Source organism: Amycolatopsis sp. NPDC058986 (assembly GCF_042741125.1).
Classification (GTDB): Bacteria; Actinomycetota; Actinomycetes; order Mycobacteriales; family Pseudonocardiaceae; genus Amycolatopsis.
Map to the genome: position 1 here is coordinate 179,407 of NZ_JBHYJW010000010.1, position 20,780 is coordinate 200,186.

The 20,780-nt window shown below is 68.2% G+C and carries 20 protein-coding genes; 11 read left to right on the forward strand and 9 right to left on the reverse strand.

What is annotated here, in order from left to right; translation table 11 throughout:
• Positions 1-77: 77 nt before the first annotated feature.
• The 4 genes from ACFW0G_RS12595 to ACFW0G_RS12610 all read right to left on the reverse strand — a co-directional run bounded on the left by ACFW0G_RS12595 (position 78) and on the right by ACFW0G_RS12610 (position 3,597).
• Complete coding sequence (locus tag ACFW0G_RS12595; protein WP_378325166.1) at positions 78-1,361, reverse strand: DUF222 domain-containing protein; 1,284 nt, start codon at positions 1,359-1,361, stop codon at positions 78-80.
• A gap of 252 nt (positions 1,362-1,613) precedes the next feature.
• Complete coding sequence (locus ACFW0G_RS12600) at positions 1,614-2,009, reverse strand: GNAT family N-acetyltransferase (RefSeq protein WP_378325209.1); 396 nt, start codon at positions 2,007-2,009, stop codon at positions 1,614-1,616.
• Positions 2,010-2,058: 49 nt separating this feature from the next.
• Positions 2,059-2,478: a GNAT family N-acetyltransferase gene (locus tag ACFW0G_RS12605; RefSeq protein ID WP_378325168.1), complete on the reverse strand. Its 420-nt coding sequence runs from the start codon at positions 2,476-2,478 to the stop codon at positions 2,059-2,061.
• A gap of 75 nt (positions 2,479-2,553) precedes the next feature.
• Positions 2,554-3,597, reverse strand: coding sequence for an MBL fold metallo-hydrolase (locus ACFW0G_RS12610; RefSeq protein WP_378325169.1), 1,044 nt, complete (start codon positions 3,595-3,597; stop codon positions 2,554-2,556).
• Between the two features lie 235 nt (positions 3,598-3,832).
• Between ACFW0G_RS12610 and ACFW0G_RS12615 the strand changes: the two genes are divergently transcribed.
• The 4 genes from ACFW0G_RS12615 (at position 3,833) to ACFW0G_RS12630 (ending at position 8,330) form a co-directional block, all read left to right on the forward strand.
• Complete coding sequence (locus ACFW0G_RS12615; RefSeq protein WP_378325210.1) at positions 3,833-4,870, forward strand: methionine synthase; 1,038 nt, start codon at positions 3,833-3,835, stop codon at positions 4,868-4,870.
• Between the two features lie 70 nt (positions 4,871-4,940).
• Entirely contained in the window at positions 4,941-5,648 is a 708-nt protein-coding gene (locus ACFW0G_RS12620) for a hypothetical protein (protein WP_378325170.1), read from the forward strand.
• An 11-nt stretch (positions 5,649-5,659) separates the two neighbouring features.
• On the forward strand, positions 5,660-7,843 hold the full coding sequence (ligA, locus tag ACFW0G_RS12625) for an NAD-dependent DNA ligase LigA (RefSeq protein ID WP_378325171.1): 2,184 nt from the start codon (positions 5,660-5,662) through the stop codon (positions 7,841-7,843).
• Positions 7,836-8,330, forward strand: a complete 495-nt coding sequence (locus ACFW0G_RS12630; RefSeq protein WP_378325172.1) for a GNAT family N-acetyltransferase — start codon at positions 7,836-7,838, stop codon at positions 8,328-8,330. Before ligA ends, ACFW0G_RS12630 begins: the two co-directional genes overlap by 8 nt.
• Before the next feature lie 49 nt (positions 8,331-8,379).
• On the opposite strand, the gene ACFW0G_RS12635 is transcribed toward ACFW0G_RS12630, so the two are convergent.
• A complete protein-coding gene (locus tag ACFW0G_RS12635) occupies positions 8,380-9,033 on the reverse strand; it encodes an amino acid-binding protein (RefSeq protein WP_378325212.1) in 654 nt (217 codons plus the stop codon).
• A gap of 220 nt (positions 9,034-9,253) precedes the next feature.
• Here ACFW0G_RS12635 and gatC point away from each other — a divergent pair, with 220 nt between their 5' ends.
• The 5 genes from gatC (at position 9,254) to ACFW0G_RS12660 (ending at position 14,413) form a co-directional block, all read left to right on the forward strand.
• On the forward strand, positions 9,254-9,553 hold the full coding sequence (gene gatC / locus ACFW0G_RS12640; protein WP_345399821.1) for an Asp-tRNA(Asn)/Glu-tRNA(Gln) amidotransferase subunit GatC: 300 nt from the start codon (positions 9,254-9,256) through the stop codon (positions 9,551-9,553).
• Entirely contained in the window at positions 9,550-11,070 is a 1,521-nt protein-coding gene (gatA, locus tag ACFW0G_RS12645) for an Asp-tRNA(Asn)/Glu-tRNA(Gln) amidotransferase subunit GatA (protein ID WP_378325173.1), read from the forward strand. The genes gatC and gatA overlap by 4 nt, the downstream gene beginning before the upstream one ends.
• The gene (gene gatB, locus ACFW0G_RS12650) at positions 11,070-12,575 is read left to right on the forward strand and encodes an Asp-tRNA(Asn)/Glu-tRNA(Gln) amidotransferase subunit GatB (protein ID WP_378325175.1); all 1,506 of its coding nucleotides are present in this window, start codon (positions 11,070-11,072) and stop codon (positions 12,573-12,575) included. Before gatA ends, gatB begins: the two co-directional genes overlap by 1 nt.
• Before the next feature lie 9 nt (positions 12,576-12,584).
• Positions 12,585-13,094 carry a hypothetical protein gene (locus ACFW0G_RS12655; protein ID WP_378325176.1) on the forward strand — a complete coding sequence of 170 codons (510 nt, stop codon included), beginning with the start codon at positions 12,585-12,587 and terminating at the stop codon, positions 13,092-13,094.
• 173 nt (positions 13,095-13,267) lie between these two features.
• Entirely contained in the window at positions 13,268-14,413 is a 1,146-nt protein-coding gene (locus ACFW0G_RS12660; RefSeq protein ID WP_378325177.1) for a Gfo/Idh/MocA family protein, read from the forward strand.
• A 9-nt stretch (positions 14,414-14,422) separates the two neighbouring features.
• Here ACFW0G_RS12660 and ACFW0G_RS12665 read toward each other — a convergent pair whose 3' ends face one another.
• The gene (locus ACFW0G_RS12665) at positions 14,423-15,640 is read right to left on the reverse strand and encodes a PQQ-dependent sugar dehydrogenase (protein ID WP_378325179.1); all 1,218 of its coding nucleotides are present in this window, start codon (positions 15,638-15,640) and stop codon (positions 14,423-14,425) included.
• Between the two features lie 65 nt (positions 15,641-15,705).
• Between ACFW0G_RS12665 and ACFW0G_RS12670 the strand changes: the two genes are divergently transcribed.
• A complete protein-coding gene (locus ACFW0G_RS12670; RefSeq protein WP_378325180.1) occupies positions 15,706-16,614 on the forward strand; it encodes a 2-hydroxyacid dehydrogenase in 909 nt (302 codons plus the stop codon).
• 84 nt (positions 16,615-16,698) lie between these two features.
• Positions 16,699-17,229, forward strand: coding sequence for a DoxX family protein (locus tag ACFW0G_RS12675; protein WP_378325213.1), 531 nt, complete (start codon positions 16,699-16,701; stop codon positions 17,227-17,229).
• 34 nt (positions 17,230-17,263) lie between these two features.
• Here ACFW0G_RS12675 and ACFW0G_RS12680 read toward each other — a convergent pair whose 3' ends face one another.
• The 3 genes from ACFW0G_RS12680 to ACFW0G_RS12690 all read right to left on the reverse strand — a co-directional run bounded on the left by ACFW0G_RS12680 (position 17,264) and on the right by ACFW0G_RS12690 (position 20,553).
• On the reverse strand, positions 17,264-18,106 hold the full coding sequence (locus tag ACFW0G_RS12680) for a phosphotransferase family protein (RefSeq protein WP_378325181.1): 843 nt from the start codon (positions 18,104-18,106) through the stop codon (positions 17,264-17,266).
• Between the two features lie 35 nt (positions 18,107-18,141).
• The gene (gene ilvD / locus ACFW0G_RS12685; RefSeq protein ID WP_378325182.1) at positions 18,142-19,986 is read right to left on the reverse strand and encodes a dihydroxy-acid dehydratase; all 1,845 of its coding nucleotides are present in this window, start codon (positions 19,984-19,986) and stop codon (positions 18,142-18,144) included.
• A 72-nt stretch (positions 19,987-20,058) separates the two neighbouring features.
• On the reverse strand, positions 20,059-20,553 hold the full coding sequence (locus tag ACFW0G_RS12690) for a PH domain-containing protein (RefSeq protein ID WP_378325184.1): 495 nt from the start codon (positions 20,551-20,553) through the stop codon (positions 20,059-20,061).
• Between the last annotated feature and the right edge of the window lie 227 nt (positions 20,554-20,780).

Here is a 20,780-nt window from a genome sequence, read left to right on the forward strand (position 1 = left end):
TAGGGCGCACTGAATACTGCCTTCGCATCGTTCTGTGATGGCCGCTCCAAACGGGTAGTCCTGGCTCTCCGTTCCCTTCACCGGTGCCGAGAACTGCCTGGCGAAGCATCCGGACGGGGCTCGTGGAACGGCGGAGCAGAGCTGCGCTGAGTTCTTCCGGTCGGGGTCGTAATAGTGAGGCTGTCGTCCGGCGACACCTCATAATGCCAATCGGCCCGGCGTTTCAGCCGACGGTGGCGAGGGCAGAAGGTCACAGGCCTCATCGACGTCGTCTCGGCGCCGGCCTCGTTCCGGGAGCGAGTGTTTTCGATTTTGCAGTTCTGCGCCGGCCTTGTGCAGCCCGGCTGCCTGCACTCTCGGTCGCGGACACGAACGAACTCGTCCATTTCGGGTGTGGGCCGGTAGCGGGTGCCTCCGAGCTCGATCATCTGTCCGGTCATCGGATCGGTGATGATCCGCCGAAGCGCTGTGTCCGGCCCCGCGGCGATACGGCGAGCGAGTACCGCGGGGATGTGACCGTGGCCCGCCATCTCGACAGGGTCGTTGTTGAGGCCGAGGTAGGTGGCAAGGTCCATGTACAGAAAGACCTCTGCTCGTTCCTCACAGCCGCCGTCCTCGTTGAGCAGCAGATCCAGCGCGACGTCGGTCCTCAACTGGTCCAATGTGCGTTCTTCGTCGGGAGTCTTCAGAGCACGTGCGGCCTGGTCGATCCGAAGATAGGCCGCTGTCGCTTTCTCCGCTGGCGCGTTGTCGACGGACAGGCGCGAAACCCCCGAAGCGCTGTGGCTCAGCACCACACGCCGCTCGGCGCGTCGCCGTGCGCCGCGGTGGGCGGCTCCGTTGGGGTCCACCTTCATGGCGGCGTGAGTGGTGGCTTTCCGGACCTGAGTCGCGTTCTTTCCGGGCAAACGGCCCACCAGAACCACGTCGACGATAGCCGCGTGCTCATCGGAGAGCCACGAGGTGGCGTCCGTGACCTTCATGGCGCGGAAGAGATCGAGCTCGCCATCGTCCATCAGTTGCAGCGTGCGCGGTAGCCGTGTGGTGAGAGCTTCGGCGGCGGAGATCACCGCGCTCGCATGATGTTCCGTACTGGACAGGACGGAGGCGATTTCGGTCAGCACGCTCTGGGAGTCACGGTTACGTCGGTTGAATTCGGCGATGCAGCGGAGCTGCAGCGCCTGTATCCGAGCAATTTCCGCGCCTGTGTCCTGGACGATCTGCAGGATCGCGTCGTCCTGCATGCGCTGCAAGACTTTGGGATCCATGCGGATCATTCGTCGCATAAAGGCCGAGTTTGCCGGGTCTTCTCGTTCTTCTGTGTCCCTGGTATCGCGCAGGGGTCGCGGTGAAGGTGTCATGTCGGCGACCGTACGCCATGGGGAAGACGAAAAAACGCGAGCGGAAGAAAATTGCCGGAAAATGGTACGAATGGTCCGCTCGTGCCATCGGCTATTTGACTTGCGGTGGCGGGGAGGTCATCCTGACCCCACCCGCGGCGTGGGCTGTCGACACGTTGAGTGAATCACTTGTCCACGACGACGAAAGGCTGAAATGACATCGGCCTTGAGGACGGAGGCCGTATGAGGAGCGCACTCGTCATGGTGGAGCGTTCAGAGCGCAAGCTTGAAACCCGTGTGGCTCGCGACAAAACCAAGCCGCTCGTAGAAGCGGTGTGCGTTCACCCGCGAGACGTCCGAAGTCAGCTGTACCAGCGCGCAACCCCGTTGGCGCGATTCTGCGACAGCCCAGCGAACGAGCAAGCCGCCGAGGCCGGAACCACGATGGTCGCTGCGCACCCGGACTGCCTCGATTTGGCCACGGCGCGCTCCCTTGCGGGCCATGCCGGGGATGATCGTCAGCTGAAGCGTTCCGACCGGCTCGTCCTCGACAACTGCGACGACGAGGAGCTGATTCGGATCGTGTTCGATCTCGTCGAAGGCTCGAAGATACGGAACGAGGTCGTCGACCGAGTCTCGCTTGGCGCCGAGCTGGTCGTCGATGATCATGCGGACGATGGCTTCGACGTCGTCGCGTCTCGCTTGGCGGATCTGAGGATTATTCACGTGGCGAGTGTCCCAGCGAACGAGTGAACCCTTGATAGCTGTATTCGAACCCGAACCGAGCGTAGTAGCTGCTCAGATCTCCCCGTGCGAGCCCGGAATCCAAATGGAGCCTGGTGCAACCACGTTTCGTGGCTTCCTTGATCGCCCAGGTCAGCAGCGCGCTCGTGACGCCCCGGCGGGTGGCCCGGACGCCTTCGACAAGCCCGCGTGGCTTGCCCTGCCAGGACAATCCTCGGAGTACCGTCAGCTGCGCTGTGCCGACGATGCCGTGATCGTCCTCCGCCACGACCAACGCGACCCGAGGGTCGGCGTCAAGCGCTTCGAAGGCGTCGAGCAGCGGTTGAGCAGGCGTCTGGAAGAGCGCGGCGACCGCTGCGATGTCCGCTCGCCGTGCCCGTCTGATGACTTCCATCTCGACCAGTATGCAAGGAAGCCCGAGCAGGCGGCCAAGCGCCGGCTACTCGCAGGTTGCGAGGACGTGTCTCGCTCAGGGTGCAGAGTAGTGACGTACTTCATCGACATCGTGCGCGGCAAGTTTGCCCTGCGAAACAAGCAGGTCCAGGTGGGCGCCTGTTTCCAGAACAGCGAGCATCTGGTTGAACGCGTCCATTTCGGACAGTTTGCGGCCGCGGCGCGTCCAGCCCAGACGAGAGGCGATTTCGAAGGCTGTGCTCGCGCCGGCCAACGCTTGTTGTCCCATGGTCTCGAGTCGTTGCCGATGGTGTTCGAGCAACTCGTCGACGCGGGCGTGCACGCTGTCGGTGACCGGACCGTGCGCGGGCAGCAATCGTCGGTCGGGCATGGCTCGGACGAGCCGCAGCGAGTCGATGTAGTCGTTCAGCGGCAACTCGGCGGGGACAGGCTGGAAGCCGATCGAGGGGGTGATGTGCGGCAGTACGTGGTCACCGGAGAACAGCAGGCCGCCCGCGCCATCGACGAAGACGACGTGTCCGGCGGTGTGCCCTGGCGTGTGGACGATTTCGAGCTCGCGCCCGGGCATGATCGTGCGGCGACCAGGCAGGAGCCATTCGTCGGGGGCTTCCCACAGATCGGCTTCATGGTGTCGTACGTCGGTGCCGAACAACCGTGCCAACGCTTCCACCACCTCGTCGGCTCCGCAACGGCGGAGAAGGTGGACCTGGGGAGCCATCGGCAGTCGCTCCGGATTGGCCGAGGCTTTCAGGGATGGTTCTTCTCCCTGGCCCATCGCGACTTTCATGCCGAACTCGCGGCGGAGCGCCACAGCTTGGGTGTAGTGGTCGCGGTGGACGTGCGTCACCAAGAACTCGGTGACATCCGCGAAGCCCGCGCCGATTCCCTGCAATGCGGCGGCAAGCCGTTGCCTGGCCTCAGTCAGCGCCCAGCCCGAGTCGATCAAGGCCAGCTTCGTGCCGTCGGTGACCGCGTAGACGTTGACCGCGCGGAGCGCGTCGTCGGGAAGTGGCAATGGAATCCGGTAAACGCCAGGCGCGACCTCGTAGATTCCGGGCTCCGCCCAGTTCCGGTTGCTGTTGTCGGGCAACGGCTCCACGGCAACCTCCGTCCCGGCAGGACGTCGATGTCCTGACCATTTCTCACCTTGAGCCGTGGGCAGCCCGGTGTCTACCGGGACGCGATGAGACACCGGTCACTTGGCAGCGGCGCCGAATCGGCGCCGTGACGACGGGTACTGGGCGTGGGACGCGGGTCCTGGCGACAGTTCCGTGAACTGGGTGAGGTGGGGGCCCTCTACTGCGGCCGGAGTGCTTCGGCCAGAATCAGAGGTCGTGAATCAACCTGCCTGGCCAGCTGGCGCCGCCACCGGGATCGGCTCCATGCCGGGGACCGACGCCGCCGAAGCGGCTGCCGTCGTGTTCGGCGAGCTGCCGGCGTTTCCGCACTTCCCGGAGCTGCCTGCGCGCGGAGTCGGGGCTGACCTGCTCGGCCGTACGGCGGCGCTGCTCGTCGATCTTGCCGTCGAGGTGGTACCAAGCGGTTACCGTGTCGCCGCCAGGCCCGGCCACGATCATCGGCGGGGTGCGGATCTGCTTCGCTGGGACCTGGACGCACTCCAGGAGGCTCGAGAGAAGGCCGGCGCCGCGCCGCCGGTGATCAAGACTCAGCTCGCTGGGCCATGGACGCTCGGGGCGGGTATCGAACTAGCTCGTGGTCACCGCGTGCTCACTGATCGTGGTGCCCTTCGGGACTTCGTGTCCTCCATGCTCGAAGGGCTGGCCGGACACGTCGCCGAGATCACCGCGCGCACCGGTGCTCCCGTAGTCGTGCAGTTCGACGAGCCGTCGTTGCCCGCCGTCCTCGCCGGGGATCTGCCGACTCCTTCTGGCTACGGCAACATTTCCGCAGTGCCCGAGCCAGAGGCTCGTGACCTGCTGTCGACGGTTATCGAAGGTGCCGCGGAGATCACGGGGCAGCCCGTGGTCGTGCATTGCTGCGCAGCGCGGCCGCCGCTCGCGCTGCTGCGCGCGGCGGGGGCTGGGGCCGTCGCTTTCGATCTGTCCGCCCTCGATCGGACATCGTCCTCGCTGCTCGACGAGATCGGAGAGACGTGGGACAGCGGCGCCATCTTGTTCCTCGGACTTGTTCCCACTACTGATCCGGGTACCCGGCCCGGCCTGCGTGACGTCGCGGAGCCCGCGCTCAACCTGGTCGACCGGCTCGGATTCAACCGCGGCATTCTTGCCGAACGAGCCGTGCCGACTCCGGCCTGTGGCCTCGCGGGAGCAACCACCGAGTGGATGCGTCGCGCTCTTTCCCTCACCCGCGATCTCGGCAGGGCATTCGCCGAACCGCCCGAGACTTGGTGAACGGCAGACGGCGGCCCAACTGCACGCGTAGCGTGTCGGGGAACCCGATCGAACGAGGACTCTTCAAGACATGCGCTTGTTCCGCCGCCGTCGTAGCGAAACCGCCGATCCACCCGACCCGCGTACGGCGTGGCCCGACCAGCCGGTCCCGGACGACGCCGAGGCCGCGGCCGCGGAATTCTGGCGTGGATGGTTCGCGTTGCTGCCACAGGTCAGCGCCGCGCTGGGGGATCAGGAGCCGCACCGCGTCGAGCACGATCTGTGTCAGCTGGTCGAGGCGCTGCATCCGCGGCTGCATTTCTCGCTCGAACGTGGTCAGCTGGCCATCTACGCGCTGGTGGTCACCGGCCAGGAGGATCCGGAACTGCGGCCTTACACCGATGCGTGGAAGGCCGCCGCGCCGCCCGACGACACGATCTGGGAGTACCACGACTCCGTGCCGCCGGTCCCCGATCCGAGCGGGGTCACGGTCAACTTGGGGGAGCACCAGATTTCGCTCGCCGACGTCCGGGTGGCCGCCCAGGTCGACGAATCCGCTGCGGTTGTCGACGTCGCTGTCTTCCACCCGGCCTTCGCCGAACTCGATTCCGGCGCGCGGACCACGATGACGTTCCTGCCGCTCGACGCCACGCTCGGTGAGCGCGTTGCCGCGGAACGGCTGCGTCGTGTCGAGACCGCGGAGGCCGAGCCGGAGGCAGCCATCACCCTCCTCGAACTCCGTGACCTGGTCCGAACGCTCAGCAGCCGACCGGGCGAGAATGTCGGTGACTCCGGCTAGGGTTACTACCCGTGAGCACCGAGCTTCCCCAGGACCAGATCACCGACCAGGCCGCCCTCGACGCCGCCGAGGACGTCACGGAGGTGCCGGCCGAGGTCCGTGAGCGGCATGCCGCGCTCGCCGAAGAGGTTCGCGGCCACCAGTTCCGGTATTACGTGCTGGACGCCCCCATCGTCTCCGATGGCCAGTTCGACGAGTTGCTCGCCGAACTGCAGCGGATCGAGGACGCTCATCCTGGCCTGGTCACGCCCGACTCACCGACGCAGAACGTCGGTGGCACGTTCTCCACGGAGTTCGTGGCGCACGACCATCTCGAGCGCATGCTCAGCCTCGACAACGTCTTCGACACCGACGAGCTCCTCGCCTGGGTCGAGCGGGTGGAGAAAGAGATCGGAAGCACCGAGTACCTCGCCGAGCTGAAGATCGACGGTCTCGCCGTCAACCTGCTGTACGAGAACGGTCAGCTCACCCGCGCGCTTACGCGGGGCGACGGCCGCACGGGCGAGGACGTGACGCTGAATGCGCGCACGCTCGAGCAGGTCCCGGAAACGCTTACCGGTACCGAGCAGTTCCCGGTTCCGGCACTGGTCGAGATCCGCGGCGAGGTGTTCTTCCGGGTCGAGGACTTCCTTGAGCTCAACGCGAAGATGGTCGAGGCGGGGAAACCGCCGTACGCGAACCCGCGCAACACGGCGGCGGGATCGTTGCGGCAGAAGGACCCGCGGATCACGCGGGAGCGGCGGCTGCGGCTGATCTGCCATGGGCTGGGCCGCCGCGAAGGCTTCGAACCCGAGCGCCAGTCCGAAGCGTATGAGGCGCTGGCCGCGTGGGGGCTCCCGGTTTCGCCGCACAGCAAGGTCCTGCGGTCGGCGAAGGAACTTACCGATCACATCGCCTACTGGGGTGAGCACCGGCACGACGCCGAGCACGAGATCGACGGGGTCGTGATCAAGGTCGACCAGGTTTCGCTGCAACGCAGGCTAGGCACGACGTCCCGGGCGCCACGCTGGGCGATCGCCTACAAGTACCCGCCGGAAGAGGCCATCACGACGCTGCTCGACATCCAGGTCGGCGTCGGCCGCACCGGCCGGGTCACGCCGTTCGCGGTGACCGAGCCGGTCAAGGTCGCCGGTTCCACGGTGGCCAGGGCGACGCTGCACAACCAGGAAGAGGTCAAACGCAAGGGCGTGCTGATCGGCGACCGGATCGTGCTCCGGAAGGCCGGTGACGTCATCCCCGAGGTGCTCGGACCGGTCGTGGAAGCTCGTACCGGCGAAGAGCGTGAGTTCGTCATGCCGACCGAATGCCCGGAGTGCGGCACCGAGCTGGCGTACCAAAAAGAGGGCGATATCGACATCCGTTGCCCGAACACCCGGTTCTGCCCGGCGCAGCTGCGGGAACGGCTGTTCCACCTGGCGGGCCGGGGTGCCTTCGACATCGAGGTGCTCGGCTACGAGGCCGCGGTGGCGTTGCTGGACGCGCGGGTCGTCGCGGACGAAGGCGATGTGTTCGACCTCGACGAGGAGAGCCTGGCCGAGGTCGAGCTGTTCCGCACGAAGGCGGGGGAGCTGTCGGCCAATGCGCGCAAGCTGCTGGCCAACCTCGACGCGGCCAAGGACCGGCCGTTGTGGAAGGTGATCGTCGCGCTGTCCATCCGGCACGTCGGGCCGACCGCGGCACAGGCACTGGCCAGGGAATTCGGTTCGCTGGAGCGGATCGAGCAGGCCGGCGAGGAGGAGTTGTCCGCGGTCGATGGCGTCGGTCCCACCATCGCGCATGCCACTCAGGAATGGTTCGAGGTCGGCTGGCACCGCGAGATCGTCGAAAAATGGCGACGCGCCGGGGTGCGGATGGAGGAGGAGCGTGACGAGTCCGTTCCGCGCACCCTCGAAGGTCTTTCCATCGTCGTCACCGGTTCGCTCGACACCTTCTCGCGTGACGAGGCCAAGGAAGTGATCATGGCCCGCGGCGGCAAGGCGGCCGGTTCGGTCTCCAAGAAGACGGCGTTCGTCGTGGTCGGGGACGCGCCCGGTTCGAAGTACGACAAGGCTGTCCAGCTCAAGGTTCCGGTGCTCGACGAGGCAGGCTTCCAGATGCTGCTCGACCGCGGCCCGGACGCGGCCATGGAGGTGGCGTTGCCAACGGACGGCGACGAGGCCGAGAGCGGAGCCGGGGAGGCGGAAAGCGATGACTGACGTCGAGATCCGCGCCCCGCGCCGGGACGAGTTCACCGCGGTGGGTGACCTCACCGTGGCGGCCTACCGGGACGACGGCTACCTCGGTGTCGAGCCGCGTTATGAGGCGGACCTGCGGGACGTCGAGGGCCGCGCCGCACACAGCGAGCTGCTGGTCGCCGTGGACGGGGCCGGGGAAGTGCTGGGCTCTGTCGTCATCGTGCACCCCGACACCGAACTGGCCGAGGTGTCCCGTACCGGCGAGCTGGAGTTCCGCATGCTCGCCGTCGCGTCCGCCGCGCGGGGCCGGGGCATCGGCGAAGCGTTGACCAGAGCCGTCGTGGACCGCGCACGGGAGCTCGGGCGCACCAGGGTGGTGCTGAGCAGCCAGGACGGGATGAAGGCCGCGCATCGCCTCTACGAACGAATCGGGTTCACCCGGCTTCCCGAGCGTGATTGGCGGCCTCTGCCGCACATCACGCTCGTCGCGTACGGGCTCGCGCTGTGAAGAGGCTCACGCGGCGGCGATAGCAGGCGATAGCAAAGGTCCCTTGCTCTCAGCCGTCCAGGACGACCGCGACGATCCCGGCGAAGTGCGCGAGCCGGGCGACCTCGGCGGCCCGGAAGTTCGGGCCGCCGGGACGGGCCACGAGCAGCGCCTTGCCCGGCTTGCCCAGCGGGGTGGCGGCGAGTTCGGTGCCCAGTTCCTTCCAGGTCTCCGGTACCCAGGTGTCCTCGCCATCCAGAACTGTGGCGCGTTCGAGCGGCAGCCACGGGAGATCCGTGATGGGTGTCTCGGGTGCGGCGCTGGACGAGGACAGGCGTCGTGCGCCCGCGTCGGTGTGCTCGACGACGACGGCCCAGCCCGCCCGGATGATCCTCGGCACACCCTCGGCGAGGATCTCCAGTCCGGACTTCGGCTGCGCGGCGATGTCCTCGACGAGTTCCAGTTCGCGATGTGTGTCCAGCACACCCGCGTACGGGCGCACGGCGTCCACCGCGACGCCTTCGACGCTCTCCGCGGCGGTGATCAGGGCGTCCGGAAGCCGGCCCGACGGCAGCTCGACGACCAGGTCGTCGACGGCGACGCCGTTGCCGCGTTCGACCACGTCCACGCTGAGGATGTCGGCGCCGACCGTGCCGAGCGCGGTGGCCACCGCACCCAGGGTTCCCGGACTGTCCGGAAGCAGGACCCGGATCAGGAACGACACCACGCGCCCCTCTCACCTCTGGCGTTCCAGCCTCGCCGTGGAACGCGTTTGCCGGGCGCCGATTGTGACAGACGGGACCGCGGACCGGGACCCGCTGTCCGCCGAGCGGGATTTCCGCCCATGGCCTGCCCGGCATAACCCAGTCGAGTCGGCCGACGCCGTCACCATAGACTTGCAGCTTCCGAGAGAACCCGCACAGCACAACCCGGGAGTCACCCGCGTGCCCAACATTTCCCGAGACGAGGTCGCGCACCTCGCGAAGCTGGCCAGGCTGGCCGTGACCGACGACGAGCTCGACGTCTTCGCCGGCCAGCTGGACCAGATCCTGGACTCGGTGGCCAAGGTGAGCGAGGTCGCCGCCGAGGACGTCCCGCCGACCTCGCACGCCGTGCCGCTGACGAACGTCTTCCGTGACGACGTCGTCCGTCCCGGGTTGAGCCAGCAGCAGGCGCTGGCCGGTGCGCCGGCCGCCGAAGAAGGCCGTTTCCGGGTGCCGCGGATCCTGGGGGAAGAGCAATGACCGACACCGAGCTGATCAAGAAGACCGCCGCCGACCTCGCCGGGCTGATCCACCGTCGCGAAGTGTCGGCCGCCGAGGTCACGCGGGCCCACCTGGACCGCATCGCCGAGGTCGACGACCATGTCCATGCCTTCCTGCACGTGGACACCGAGGGCGCGCTCGCCGCGGCCGACCAGGTCGACGAGGACGTCGCCAACGGGACGCCCGTTTCGCCGCTGGCCGGGGTCCCGCTCGCGCTCAAGGACGTGCTGACCACCAAGGGCATCCCGACGACCTGCGGATCCCGCACGCTCGAAGGCTGGCTTCCGCCCTACGACGCCACTGTGACGCGCAAGCTGCGCGAGGCCGGTGTCGTGGTGTTGGGCAAGACCAACATGGACGAGTTCGCGATGGGCTCGTCCACCGAGAACTCGGCCTTCGGCCCGACCCACAACCCGTGGGACCACGCCCGTATCCCGGGCGGCTCCGGCGGCGGTTCGTCGGCGTCGATCGCGGCGTTCGAGGCGGCACTGGCCATCGGCACCGACACCGGCGGTTCGATCCGCCAGCCGGGTGCGGTGACCGGGACAGTCGGGGTCAAGCCGACCTACGGCGGTGTCTCCCGCTACGGCCTCGTCGCCTTCTCGTCGTCACTGGACCAGGCCGGTCCGTGCGCTCGCACCGTCCTCGACGCGGCGTTGCTGCACGAGGTCATCGCCGGGTACGACCCGCTGGACTCGACGTCCATCGACGCGCCGGTGCCCCCGGTGGTGGCCGCGGCCCGTGAGGGGATGAACGGTGACCTCAAGGGCGTGCGTGTCGGCGTGGTGAAGGAGTTCGGCGGCGACGGCTACCAGCTGGGTGTGCTGCGGTCCTTCGAGGCCGCGGTCGAGCAGTTGCGTGCACTCGGCGCCGAGGTGGTCGAGGTCTCCTGCCCGCACTTCACCTACGCGCTGCCCGCGTACTACCTGATCGCGCCGAGCGAGTGCTCCTCGAACCTCGCCCGGTTCGACGCGATGCGTTATGGCCTGCGTGTCGCCGACGACGGCACGCACAGCGCCGAAGAGGTCATGGCGCTGACCCGCGAGAAGGGCTTCGGCGCGGAGGTCAAGCGACGCATCATCCTCGGCACGTACGCGCTCTCATCCGGCTACTACGACGCCTACTACGGATCGGCGCAGAAGGTCCGCACGCTCATCACGCGCGACTTCGACAACGCGTTCGAGAAGGTGGACGTGCTCGTCTCGCCCACCACGCCGACCACGGCGTTCAAGCTCGGTGAGCGCGTCGACGACCCGATGGCGATGTACCTGTCGGACATCTGCTCCATCCCGTCGAACCTGGCGGGCAACGCCGCCATGAGCGTCCCGAGTGGACTGTCCCATGAGGACGGTCTGCCGGTCGGTCTGCAGATCATGGCCCCGGCGCTGGCCGATGACCGGCTCTACCGCGTCGGCGCCGCCTACGAGGTCGCGCGCGACGCCGCGGCCGGAGGATCGCTGGTACACCAGGTGCCCGAGCTGGGAAGGAAGGCCTGATGACTGCCGTGGCCGAGCTGATGGACTACGCCGAGGTCGTCACCCGGTTCGACCCGGTGCTCGGGCTCGAGGTGCACGTCGAGCTCAACACCAGGACCAAGATGTTCTGCGGCTGTGCGAACGTCTTCGGCGGTGAGCCGAACACGAACGTCTGCCCGACCTGCCTCGGCCTGCCCGGCGCGCTGCCGGCGGTCAACGGCAAGGCCGTCGAGGGCGCGATCCGCATCGGCCTCGCGCTGAACTGCGAAATCGCGGAATGGTGCCGGTTCGCCCGGAAGAACTACTTCTACCCGGACATGCCGAAGAACTTCCAGACCTCGCAGTACGACGAGCCGATCGCCTTCGACGGCTACCTCGACGTCACCCTCGACGACGGCGAGATCGTGCGGGTCGACATCGAGCGCGCGCACATGGAAGAGGACACCGGCAAGTCGCTGCACGTCGGCGGCGCGACCGGCCGGATCCACGGTGCCGAGCACTCGTTGCTGGACTACAACCGCGCCGGGGTGCCGCTGATCGAGATCGTCACCAAGCCGATCGTCGGCACCGGCGAGCGGGCTCCCGAGGTCGCGCGCGCGTACGTGACGGCGCTGCGCGACCTGCTGCGCGCGCTGGGTGTGTCGGACGTCCGGATGGACCAGGGCTCGCTGCGGTGCGACGCGAACGTCTCGCTGATGGCCAAGGATGCCGCCGAATTCGGCACGCGGACCGAGACCAAGAACGTCAACTCGCTGCGCAGCGTCGAACGCGCTGTCCGCTACGAGATGACGCGGCAGGGCGCGATCCTCGCCGAGGGCGGGACGATCAAGCAGGAGACCCGGCACTTCCAGGAGGCCGACGGCACGACGTCGTCGGGCCGTACGAAGGAGACCGCCGAGGACTACCGGTACTTCCCGGAGCCCGACCTCGTTCCGATCGCGCCCTCCCGCGAATGGGTCGAGAAGCTGCGCGCCACCCTTCCGGAGATGCCTTCCGAGCGGCGCAAGCGGATCCAGGCCGAGTGGAGCCTGACCGACGAGGCACTGCGTGACCTGCTCAACGTCGGCGCGGTCGAACTCGTCGCCGCCACGGTCGAGGCGGGAGCGACGCCGGACGAGGCGCGCAGCTGGTGGGTCAACACGCTGGCGCAGGAGGCCAACACCCGCGAGGTCGAACTCGGCGATCTGGCCATCACGCCTGCCCAGGTGGCCGAGGTGATCGCGCTGGTCAACTCCGGTGAGCTGACGAACAAGCTGGCCAAGGAGGTCGTCCAGGGCGTGCTCGCCGGTGAGGGCGAACCGCGCGAGGTCGTGGACAAGCGCGGCTTGAAGGTCGTCTCCGATGACTCGGCGCTGCTCGCCGCCATCGACGAGGCGCTGGCCGCGCAGCCGGACATCGCCGAGAAGATCCGCGGCGGCAAGGTCGCCGCCGCGGGCGCGATCGTCGGCGCGGTCATGAAGGCCACGAAGGGACAGGCCGACGCCAAGCGCGTTCGTGAGCTGATCATCGAGCGCGTCGGTTCCTGAGGGGCCTGAGTGTCCTTCTCGGTCAACCGCGTCACGTGGCGCGAGTGGCTCGGCCTCGCCGCCGGGCTGCTCGCGCTCGTGGCGACCTTCCTGCCCTGGACCACGCTGAGCACCAGCCGTCCCGACGTCGAGGACGCGCTGAAATCGCTGCCCCACGACGACGTCGTGCGCGACGCGTGGAATTCGGACTTCTTCTCGTGGTTTCCGCCGCTCCTCCTGCTCGTCGCCGGCTTGGCGGTGACACTGTTCGGGCAGCTCCGCAAGGTCCGGATCAGCGGCCTCCCCCAGCTTTGGCTCGTCGCCGTCGCGGCGGTTCTGGTGCTCATGCTCATCGGCTGGGTGACGAACGACTGGCAGTTCACCGCCGACCAGCGGGGGCTCTTCGACGCCGGGGGCATCGTCATCGGCCTCGGCTACGGTCGTTATCTCGGCCTCGCCGCCGCTCTCGTGTCCTTCGCGGTTTCGATTCTCGATATCCGCGCGGCACGTGCGGAGAGCAGGATGCCGCGTCGGCGCTGACCCGTTGTGGTGGTCGGGATACGGCAATGGTCGTAATCTGAGAAAGCGCTTTCTCAGGAGGCTCTCAGCGCGTTCCGGCAGCCGGGAAGTTTCCGGGACGCGGGTCCGGCCGTCCGTAGGGTGAACGGTTGGTCCAGTCATGCCGTCGTCGCCGAACGGAAAGGCGGAAAACGATGAACCAGCCCGAACTGGGTGTCCTGCTCAACGGGGTCACCGGCCGGATGGGCTATCGGCAACATCTGCTGCGGTCGGTGCTGGCCATTCGGGAGCAAGGCGGGGTGGAACTTCCCGACGGGTCCCGGGTGCGGCTGGTGCCCGTTCTCGCGGGGCGCAATGCGGCGAAGCTGGCGGAAATGGCCGAGCGGCACGGAGTGGACCGGTGGACTACCGACGTCGACACCGCGCTTTCCGACCCGGACGTGCACATCTACTTCGACGCGCAGTTGACATCGGCCAGGGAACCGTGGGTGCGCAAGGCCATCGCGGCGGGCAAGCACGTGTACGCCGAGAAGCCGCTCGCGGAGTCACTGCCGCACGCGTTGGAGCTGGCGGGGCTGGCCCGTGAAGCGGGGATCTGCCACGGCGTGGTGCACGACAAGCTGTTCCTGCCCGGCCTGCGGAAGCTGCGGAGGCTGATCGACGGCGGATTCTTCGGCCGGATGCTGTCCGTACGAGGGGAATTCGGGTATTGGGTGTTCGAGGGCGACTGGCAGTCCGCGCAGCGTCCGAGCTGGAACTACCGCGCTGCGGACGGCGGCGGGATCGTGCTCGACATGTTCTGCCATTGGAGTTACCTGCTGGAAAACCTGTTCGGCAGGGTCACCGCCGTGACGGCGAAAGCCACAACGCACATTCCACGACGTTGGGACGAACAGGGCGAGTCCTACACGGCCACGGCCGACGACGCCGCATACGGGATTTTCGAACTCGAGCCGGGCACGATCGCGCAGATCAACTCGTCCTGGTGTACCCGCGTCTTCCGGGACGAGCTGGTCGAGTTCCAGGTCGACGGCACCGAGGGAAGCGCTGTCGCCGGATTACGGCGATGCCGTGTCCAGCACCGGTCGGCGACGCCGAAGCCGGTGTGGAATCCGGACGTCCCGGCAACCGAACGTTTCCGCGATCAGTGGGCCGAAGTGCCGGACAACGGCGAGTTCGACAACGGGTTCAAGGCTCAATGGGAGGAGTTCGTTCGCGACGTCGCCGCGGAACGGCCACACCGCTACGACTTCTTCGCCGCCGCGCGGGGCCTCCAACTGGCCGAAGCAGGACTGACCTCGTCGGTGGAAGGTCGTCGCGTCGAGTTGAAACCGCTCTGACCAGCCGGGCTAATCCTTGCCCTGGCCGCCGTTGACCGACGCCGGGGTGATGATCACGACCCGGTCGTCGCTGGACACCGGGTTGCCGCCGTCCTTGTTGATCGTCCCCGCCACGGCGATCTGCGGGTTGATCATGCTCATCCCGGCCAGTTTGCCGTAGGTGAGCGGTGGCTTCCCGGTTTTGCCGTCGAGGGTCACCGACGGTTTGCCGCCGACCGAGCCGTCGGGCTTGACCGGGAGGTTCTGCATGTTCCCCGTTCCCGACGTCGCGATCGCGAGGAAGCCGTTCGCGTCCACGAAGTCGGCACAGCCGGCCACACCGGGCTTGTCCGGCCACGACCACGCGGGCGCGGTGAGCGACTGGCCGGGCTGCAGGCGGTAGATGACGTCCTTGTCGCCGAGGCGATCGGTGGCCCACAGGCGGCCACCGTCAGCCGACGAGCAGAGCCCTCCCGGCGCGTGCAGGCCGCTGGCGAACACGGCGGTGCCGGTCGGGTTGCCCGGCGCGGCCTTCCCGGAGGTGTCGATGCGCAGCACTTTCCCGGCGAGCGAGTTCGGGTCGGCCGAGGCCGCCGCGTTGCCGGCGTCCCCGGTGGCGACGAGCAGCGCGCCTTTGCCGTCCGAGAGCAACGCCCCGCGGTTTCCGGTCGCGCCCTTCGGGATCCCGGTCAGTACCGGCTTCGGCGCCTGGCCCCTGGCGAACCGCACCACGCGGTTGTCCGACGGCGTCGTGACGTACGCGAAGACGAGTTGGTCTTCGGCATAACCTGGCGACAGCGCCAGCCCGGTCAGGCCACCGTCACCGGCGGCGTCGACGTCGAGTTTCGCGAAGTCCGCGGCGCTCTTGCCTGCGCTGGCCAGGAGCACCCGACCGGATTTCCGTTCCCCGGCCAGCGCGCTGGGGGCGGATCCGTCACCGGGCAGCCCCGCGACCGCGGAAACCGTGTCCAGACACGTCGCGAGAACGGCCTTGTCGAAGTCCTTGCAGCCCTGCGGTGGCGGGACCGGCGTCGGCTGTCCCGGCTGGCCCTTCTCGTTCTTGCCACCTGCCCCGCCGGGACCCTGGACCGACGGAGGAGCTTCGGGACTGGGACGTGGTGCGGGAGTGAACGTCTGTCCCGCGCCGGTGCCCGGGCCGTCGAACCGGGCACAGCCGGCGAGCAGCAGACCGCCGCAGGCCAGCAAAGCCAGCGGCGAAGACCACATCCGCCGGTACCGGGTACGCACGATTACCAAGCCTAGGTGGCGATACGTGAGCCACGGGTAAGCGGTAGGCGTATAACGTGGTGATCATGAGCCTTACGGTGCTGGTCCCCGACGACGAAGGCGTGGCGGTGCTTTCCGAGGTAGCCAGGGTGCGGGCGGTGCGCTATCTGTGGGGCGAGCCGACTCCGCCGGAGGCGGCCGACGCCGAGGTCCTCATTCCCGGCAGACATCGTGCCGGCCCCGAGTTGTGGGGCGCGGTGCCGAACGTCAAGCTCATCCAGCTCCTCACCGCGGGCGCGGAGGACTGGGTCGGCAAGGTCCCCGACGGCGTGCTGTTGTCCACCTGCCGTGGCGCGCACGGCGGCAGCACGGCCGAATGGGTGGTCGCGGTCCTGTTGTCGATTTATCGGCAGCTCGACGTCTTCGCCGCCGGACAGCGCGAAGGGCGTTGGGACCGGCAGACCACCGACACACTGCAGGGCAAGCGTGTGCTGATCGTCGGTGCGGGCGATCTCGGGCAGCACCTGCGCCGTCGGCTCGAGCCGTTCGACGCTCGCTGCACGATGGTCGGTATGTCGGCGCGCGAAGGCGTCCACGGTGTCCATGAGCTGCCCGATCTGCTCGGCCTGCACGACGTGGTCGTGCTGATGGTGCCGCTGACCTCGCGTACCCGGGGCATGGTCGACGAGGAGTTCCTGGCGGCGATGACGGACGGCGCGGTGCTGGTCAACGTCTCCCGTGGCACTGTGGTGACGACGGACGCGCTCGTCGCCGAGCTGGCGACAGGCCGGTTGCGTGCCGCGCTCGACGTCACCGATCCGGAGCCGCCGCCCGCGGATCACCCGCTCTGGAAAGTGCCGGGCCTGCTGCTCACTCCGCATGTCGGCGGCACGGTGCGCGGTGGCCGTAGCCGCTCCTACGCGGTGGCGGCGGCGGAGATCGCGCGGTACGCAGGGGGCGAACTGCCGAACAATATCGTCCGAGGGGAGTACTGACCGGCGATCCGGGTCGCGGGGATGTGACGTATCCCCTAACCTGCGCGCGTGAGCAGTGAAGCCGACGACTACCAGAGCACCAGTATCTTGTCCGGCGTGGAGGACACTGACGACGAATCGCGTTCGGGCGGGTCCGATCTGGGGCTGCTGGTACTCCGGCTCGCTCTCGGCGTGATCATGGGTGCCCACGGGCTCCAGCACTTGTTCGGTCTCTTCGGCGGTCCGGGCATCGGCGGGTTCGCGCGGGCGCTCGAGATGTTCGGCTACCACAAGCAGACGACCCTGCTCTCGTGGATCACCGGAATCACCGAGCTCGGCGGCGCCGTGCTCGTGGTCGCCGGGCTGTTCACCTGGCTGGGTGCCGCGGGTTTGCTCGGGGTGGCCGCCAACATCGTGTACGCGAAGTTCCACGGCGGGTTCTTCCAGGGCCAAGGGCAGGGCTTCGAGTTCGAGTTGCTGCTGGGCGCCGTCGCGCTGGCGTTGCTCTTCACCGGCTCCGGCCGGTTCGCGCTGGACCGCAACACCCCGTGGCGCAAGCGGCCGTTCCCGTTCGCTGTCGGTGGAGTGCTGCTGGCGGCGGCCGCGTCGGTCGTCGTCATCGTGCTGACGCGTTAGCCCAGGTCAGCGGCCGTTGCCGAATTTCGGCAACTCATGCCGAGCCGTCGAGGACCTCCGTGAGCATCGTGCGGCCATGCGCCTCGAAGGCGACGTCGTCGTGCTCATGCGCCCACACGATCGTGCTCACCGCCGAGAAGGCGTTGTAGGTCCGGAACAGCGCGAGATCCGGGGCGGACGGGCGGCGGCCGTAGCCGCTGAGGAACGCCTCGCGCAGGTCCGGCCGCGTAGCCCACTCGCGGAAGTGAAGCCGGTGCAGATCGGCTACCCACACGTCGCGTTCGACACGTCCGAAGTCGATGAATCGGACCACGCCCGCGTCGTCGATCAGCCAGTTCCGCGGTTGATTGTCCCGATGGCACGGGACCACGCTGGGCGGCGGCTGGTCGATCAGTGCCCGCAACATCCGGCGGGTGAACGTCACCCCGTCGGCCGGGACCAGTCCATCGGCCCGGGCGACGACGTTCTCGAACTTGCGCAGCAGACGTGCGCCGAACTCCGGATCGGCTTCCGGCGCGGCGACGTCGTGCAGGCGCCGGGTGAGCGCGCCCGCCTGGAAGTGGACGTCGGCGGAGAACTCGGCCGGGTGATCCTGCACCAGCTCGCCGGGCAACCGGGCAAGCAGCAGGAGGCGCAGCTCGTCGTCATGGTGGAGCAGTTCGGGAACGTGGCCACGCAACGGCGACGCCCAATTCAGATAGGCGTCGCGCTCCCGCTGGTAGTTCCGCTTCTGGAGCACGGTCTTCGCGATCCACTCGCGCTCGTCTTCGCCGCGTAGCGCGAGGACCCTGGCCTCGCCGTGTGGCCACGAAAGGTCCGCGACGACGTCGCAAGGGCCGACTACCCGGGCGCAGCGCTCGGCGACCTCCGGTGACACGCGATCATCGTAGGCCGCCGAGCGGTGCCGGGGGTTTACTTGTTCGGGTCGCGGACGGCGCCGGTGTCGGCCGAAGTGGCCATCCGGGCGTACGCCCGCAGCGCGGCGGTGATCGGGCGCTGCCGCTCCTTCGGCTGCCACGGCCGTTCCGAGGCCTCCATCTTCGAGCGCCGCTCGGCCAGGACCTCGGCGTCGACGAGCAGTTCGAGACGGCGCTCGTGGACGTCCAGCAGGATCCGGTCGCCGTTCTCGACGAGCCCGATCAGGCCACCGGCGGCGGCCTCCGGCGAGATGTGCCCGACCGAGATGCCCGACGAACCGCCGGAGAACCGGCCGTCGGTGATCAGCGCGCACTTCTTGCCGAGACCGGAGCCCTTGAGGAACGCCGTCGGGTGCAGCATCTCCTGCATGCCCGGCCCGCCTGCGGGGCCCTCGTAGCGGATCACCAGGACCTCGCCGGGCTGGATCTCCTTCTTGAGGATCGCCGAGACGGCTTCCTCCTGGCTCTCCAGCACCCGGGCGGGTCCCTCGAAGTGCCACAGGTCCTCGTCGATGCCCGCGGACTTGATCACCGCGCCGTTCTCGGCGAGGTTGCCGCGCAGGATCGCGAGGCCGCCGTCCTTGGTGTAGGCGTGCTCGACGTCGCGGATACAGCCACCGGCGGCGTCGGTGTCCAAAGAGGACCAACGGGCATCGGTGGAGAACGCCTGCGTGGTCCGCACCCCGCCCGGCGCCGCGTGGAACAGCTCCAGCGCGGTCGCCGAAGGCTCCTTCGCGCGGACGTCCCATTCGGCCAGCCACGATTCGAGGTCGGGCGAGTGCACCGAATGGACGTCGGTGTGCAGGAGTCCGCCGCGGTGCAGTTCGCCGAGGATCGCCGGGATTCCGCCCGCGCGGTGGACGTCTTCCATGTGGTAGTCGGAGTTCGGCGCGACCTTGGACAGGCACGGCACGCGTCGCCCGATTTCGTCGATGTCGGCGATGGTGAAGCCGACCTCGCCCTCCTGCGCGGCGGCGAGGATGTGCAGCACGGTGTTCGTCGAACCGCCCATGGCCATGTCCAGCGCCATCGCGTTCTCGAATGCCTTGTGCGTGGCGATGGACCGGGGGAGGACCGAGTCGTCGTCCTCGCCGTACCAGCGCTTGCACAGGTCGACAACCGTGCGTCCGGCGTTCTCGAACAGCGCGCGCCGCGCGGCGTGCGTCGCCAATGTGGAGCCATTTCCCGGCAGCGAGAGGCCGAGCGCCTCGGTCAGGCAGTTCATCGAGTTCGCGGTGAACATGCCCGAGCACGAACCGCAGGTGGGGCACGCGGACCGCTCGACGATCCCCAGCCCGTCCTCGTCGACCTCGCTGTTCGCCGATGCCGCGATCGCGGTGATCAGGTCGGTGGGAGCCTGCGCGACCCCGCCGACCACGACGGCCTTCCCTGCCTCCATCGGCCCGCCGGAGACGAACACGGTCGGGATGTTCAGCCGCATCGCGGCGTTGAGCATGCCCGGTGTGATCTTGTCGCAGTTGGAGATGCACACCAGCGCGTCGGCCTGGTGCGCGTTGACCATGTACTCCACCGAGTCCGCGATGATCTCGCGCGAGGGCAGCGAGTACAGCATCCCGGAGTGGCCCATGGCGATCCCGTCGTCGACGGCGATCGTGTGGAACTCACGCGCGACGCCACCCGCTTCGGCCACCGCTTCGGCCACGATCTCGCCGAGGTCCTTGAGGTGCACGTGCCCCGGCACGAACTGGGTGTACGAGTTGGCGATGGCCACGATCGGCTTGCCGAAGTCGCTGTCGGTCATCCCGGTGGCTCGCCACAGCGAGCGCGCGCCCGCCGCGTTGCGGCCGTGGGTGGTGGTCCGGGAACGGAGTTGAGGCACGGCGTTCTCCCAGGTGGAGGTGGATGGACCAGCAGGGGGTTCGGGAGGCCCGCAAAACTGGTCCTACCAATTCTACTCCTGGGTCGCCGCCCCGGAAGGGCCGGTCTCGGTCGGCTTGTCCGCGGCGGGCTTTCCGGGCGACGGCTCTTCGTTGTCGAGCAACCCGCTGGGGTCGGCCACCAGGCCCTCGCTGACCAGCGACAACACCGGGAGGTGCCGGGTGCGCACGGTCGGCAGCGTGACCTGGGTGTCGTCCTTCAGTACGGCACGCACCCGCGCCTTCTTCGTGATGGCGAGGCCCTTCAGTGACGACCACGGGATGTCGCGCTTACCGAACATGGTGCGGACCGCCAGCCCCTGCCGGGTGGCCACCGTGCGGGTCCGGAGCACGAAGACGAACAACGCGATCGGGGCGAGGTAGAGGAACTCGAGCCCGGGGATCTCGCCCAGTGCGATAGGGGTCACACACACGGTGAGAAGGGCGATCGCCGCGTACGCGGTGCCCGGGATCTTGAAGACGGCCGTCCGGCCCTCGTCTGCCTGGTTGCGCTGCTCTTTTTCGGCCACGACCAAGATGGTGCACGCCCGCGCGCGACGGCTCGAAAGCGGGTGCCGGGCACCGCCGCGACGTCCACCATGCGGAACGTGCGTCCCGCAGAGTTGACACCTCGCCCGAGCGCGGATTACGGTCTGCCACGTGACAACGCAGACCGGCCTCGTACTTCCCAAGCGCGTCGACGCTTAGGAAGTCTCCGCTGCGTCGACGCGCGACCCTCGTGCGACCAATCGGTCGG

Coding starts and splice junctions, on each gene's coding strand:
- ACFW0G_RS12595 (WP_378325166.1), bottom strand. CDS start 1,361: ATGACACCTTCACCGCGACCCCTGCGCGATACCAGGGACACAGAAGAA.
- ACFW0G_RS12600 (WP_378325209.1), bottom strand. CDS start 2,009: ATGATCATCGACGACCAGCTCGGCGCCAAGCGAGACTCGGTCGACGAC.
- ACFW0G_RS12605 (WP_378325168.1), bottom strand. CDS start 2,478: ATGGAAGTCATCAGACGGGCACGGCGAGCGGACATCGCAGCGGTCGCC.
- ACFW0G_RS12620 (WP_378325170.1), top strand. CDS start 4,941: ATGCGCTTGTTCCGCCGCCGTCGTAGCGAAACCGCCGATCCACCCGAC.
- ACFW0G_RS12630 (WP_378325172.1), top strand. CDS start 7,836: ATGACTGACGTCGAGATCCGCGCCCCGCGCCGGGACGAGTTCACCGCG.
- gatA (WP_378325173.1), top strand. CDS start 9,550: ATGACCGACACCGAGCTGATCAAGAAGACCGCCGCCGACCTCGCCGGG.
- gatB (WP_378325175.1), top strand. CDS start 11,070: ATGACTGCCGTGGCCGAGCTGATGGACTACGCCGAGGTCGTCACCCGG.
- ACFW0G_RS12660 (WP_378325177.1), top strand. CDS start 13,268: ATGAACCAGCCCGAACTGGGTGTCCTGCTCAACGGGGTCACCGGCCGG.
- ACFW0G_RS12670 (WP_378325180.1), top strand. CDS start 15,706: ATGAGCCTTACGGTGCTGGTCCCCGACGACGAAGGCGTGGCGGTGCTT.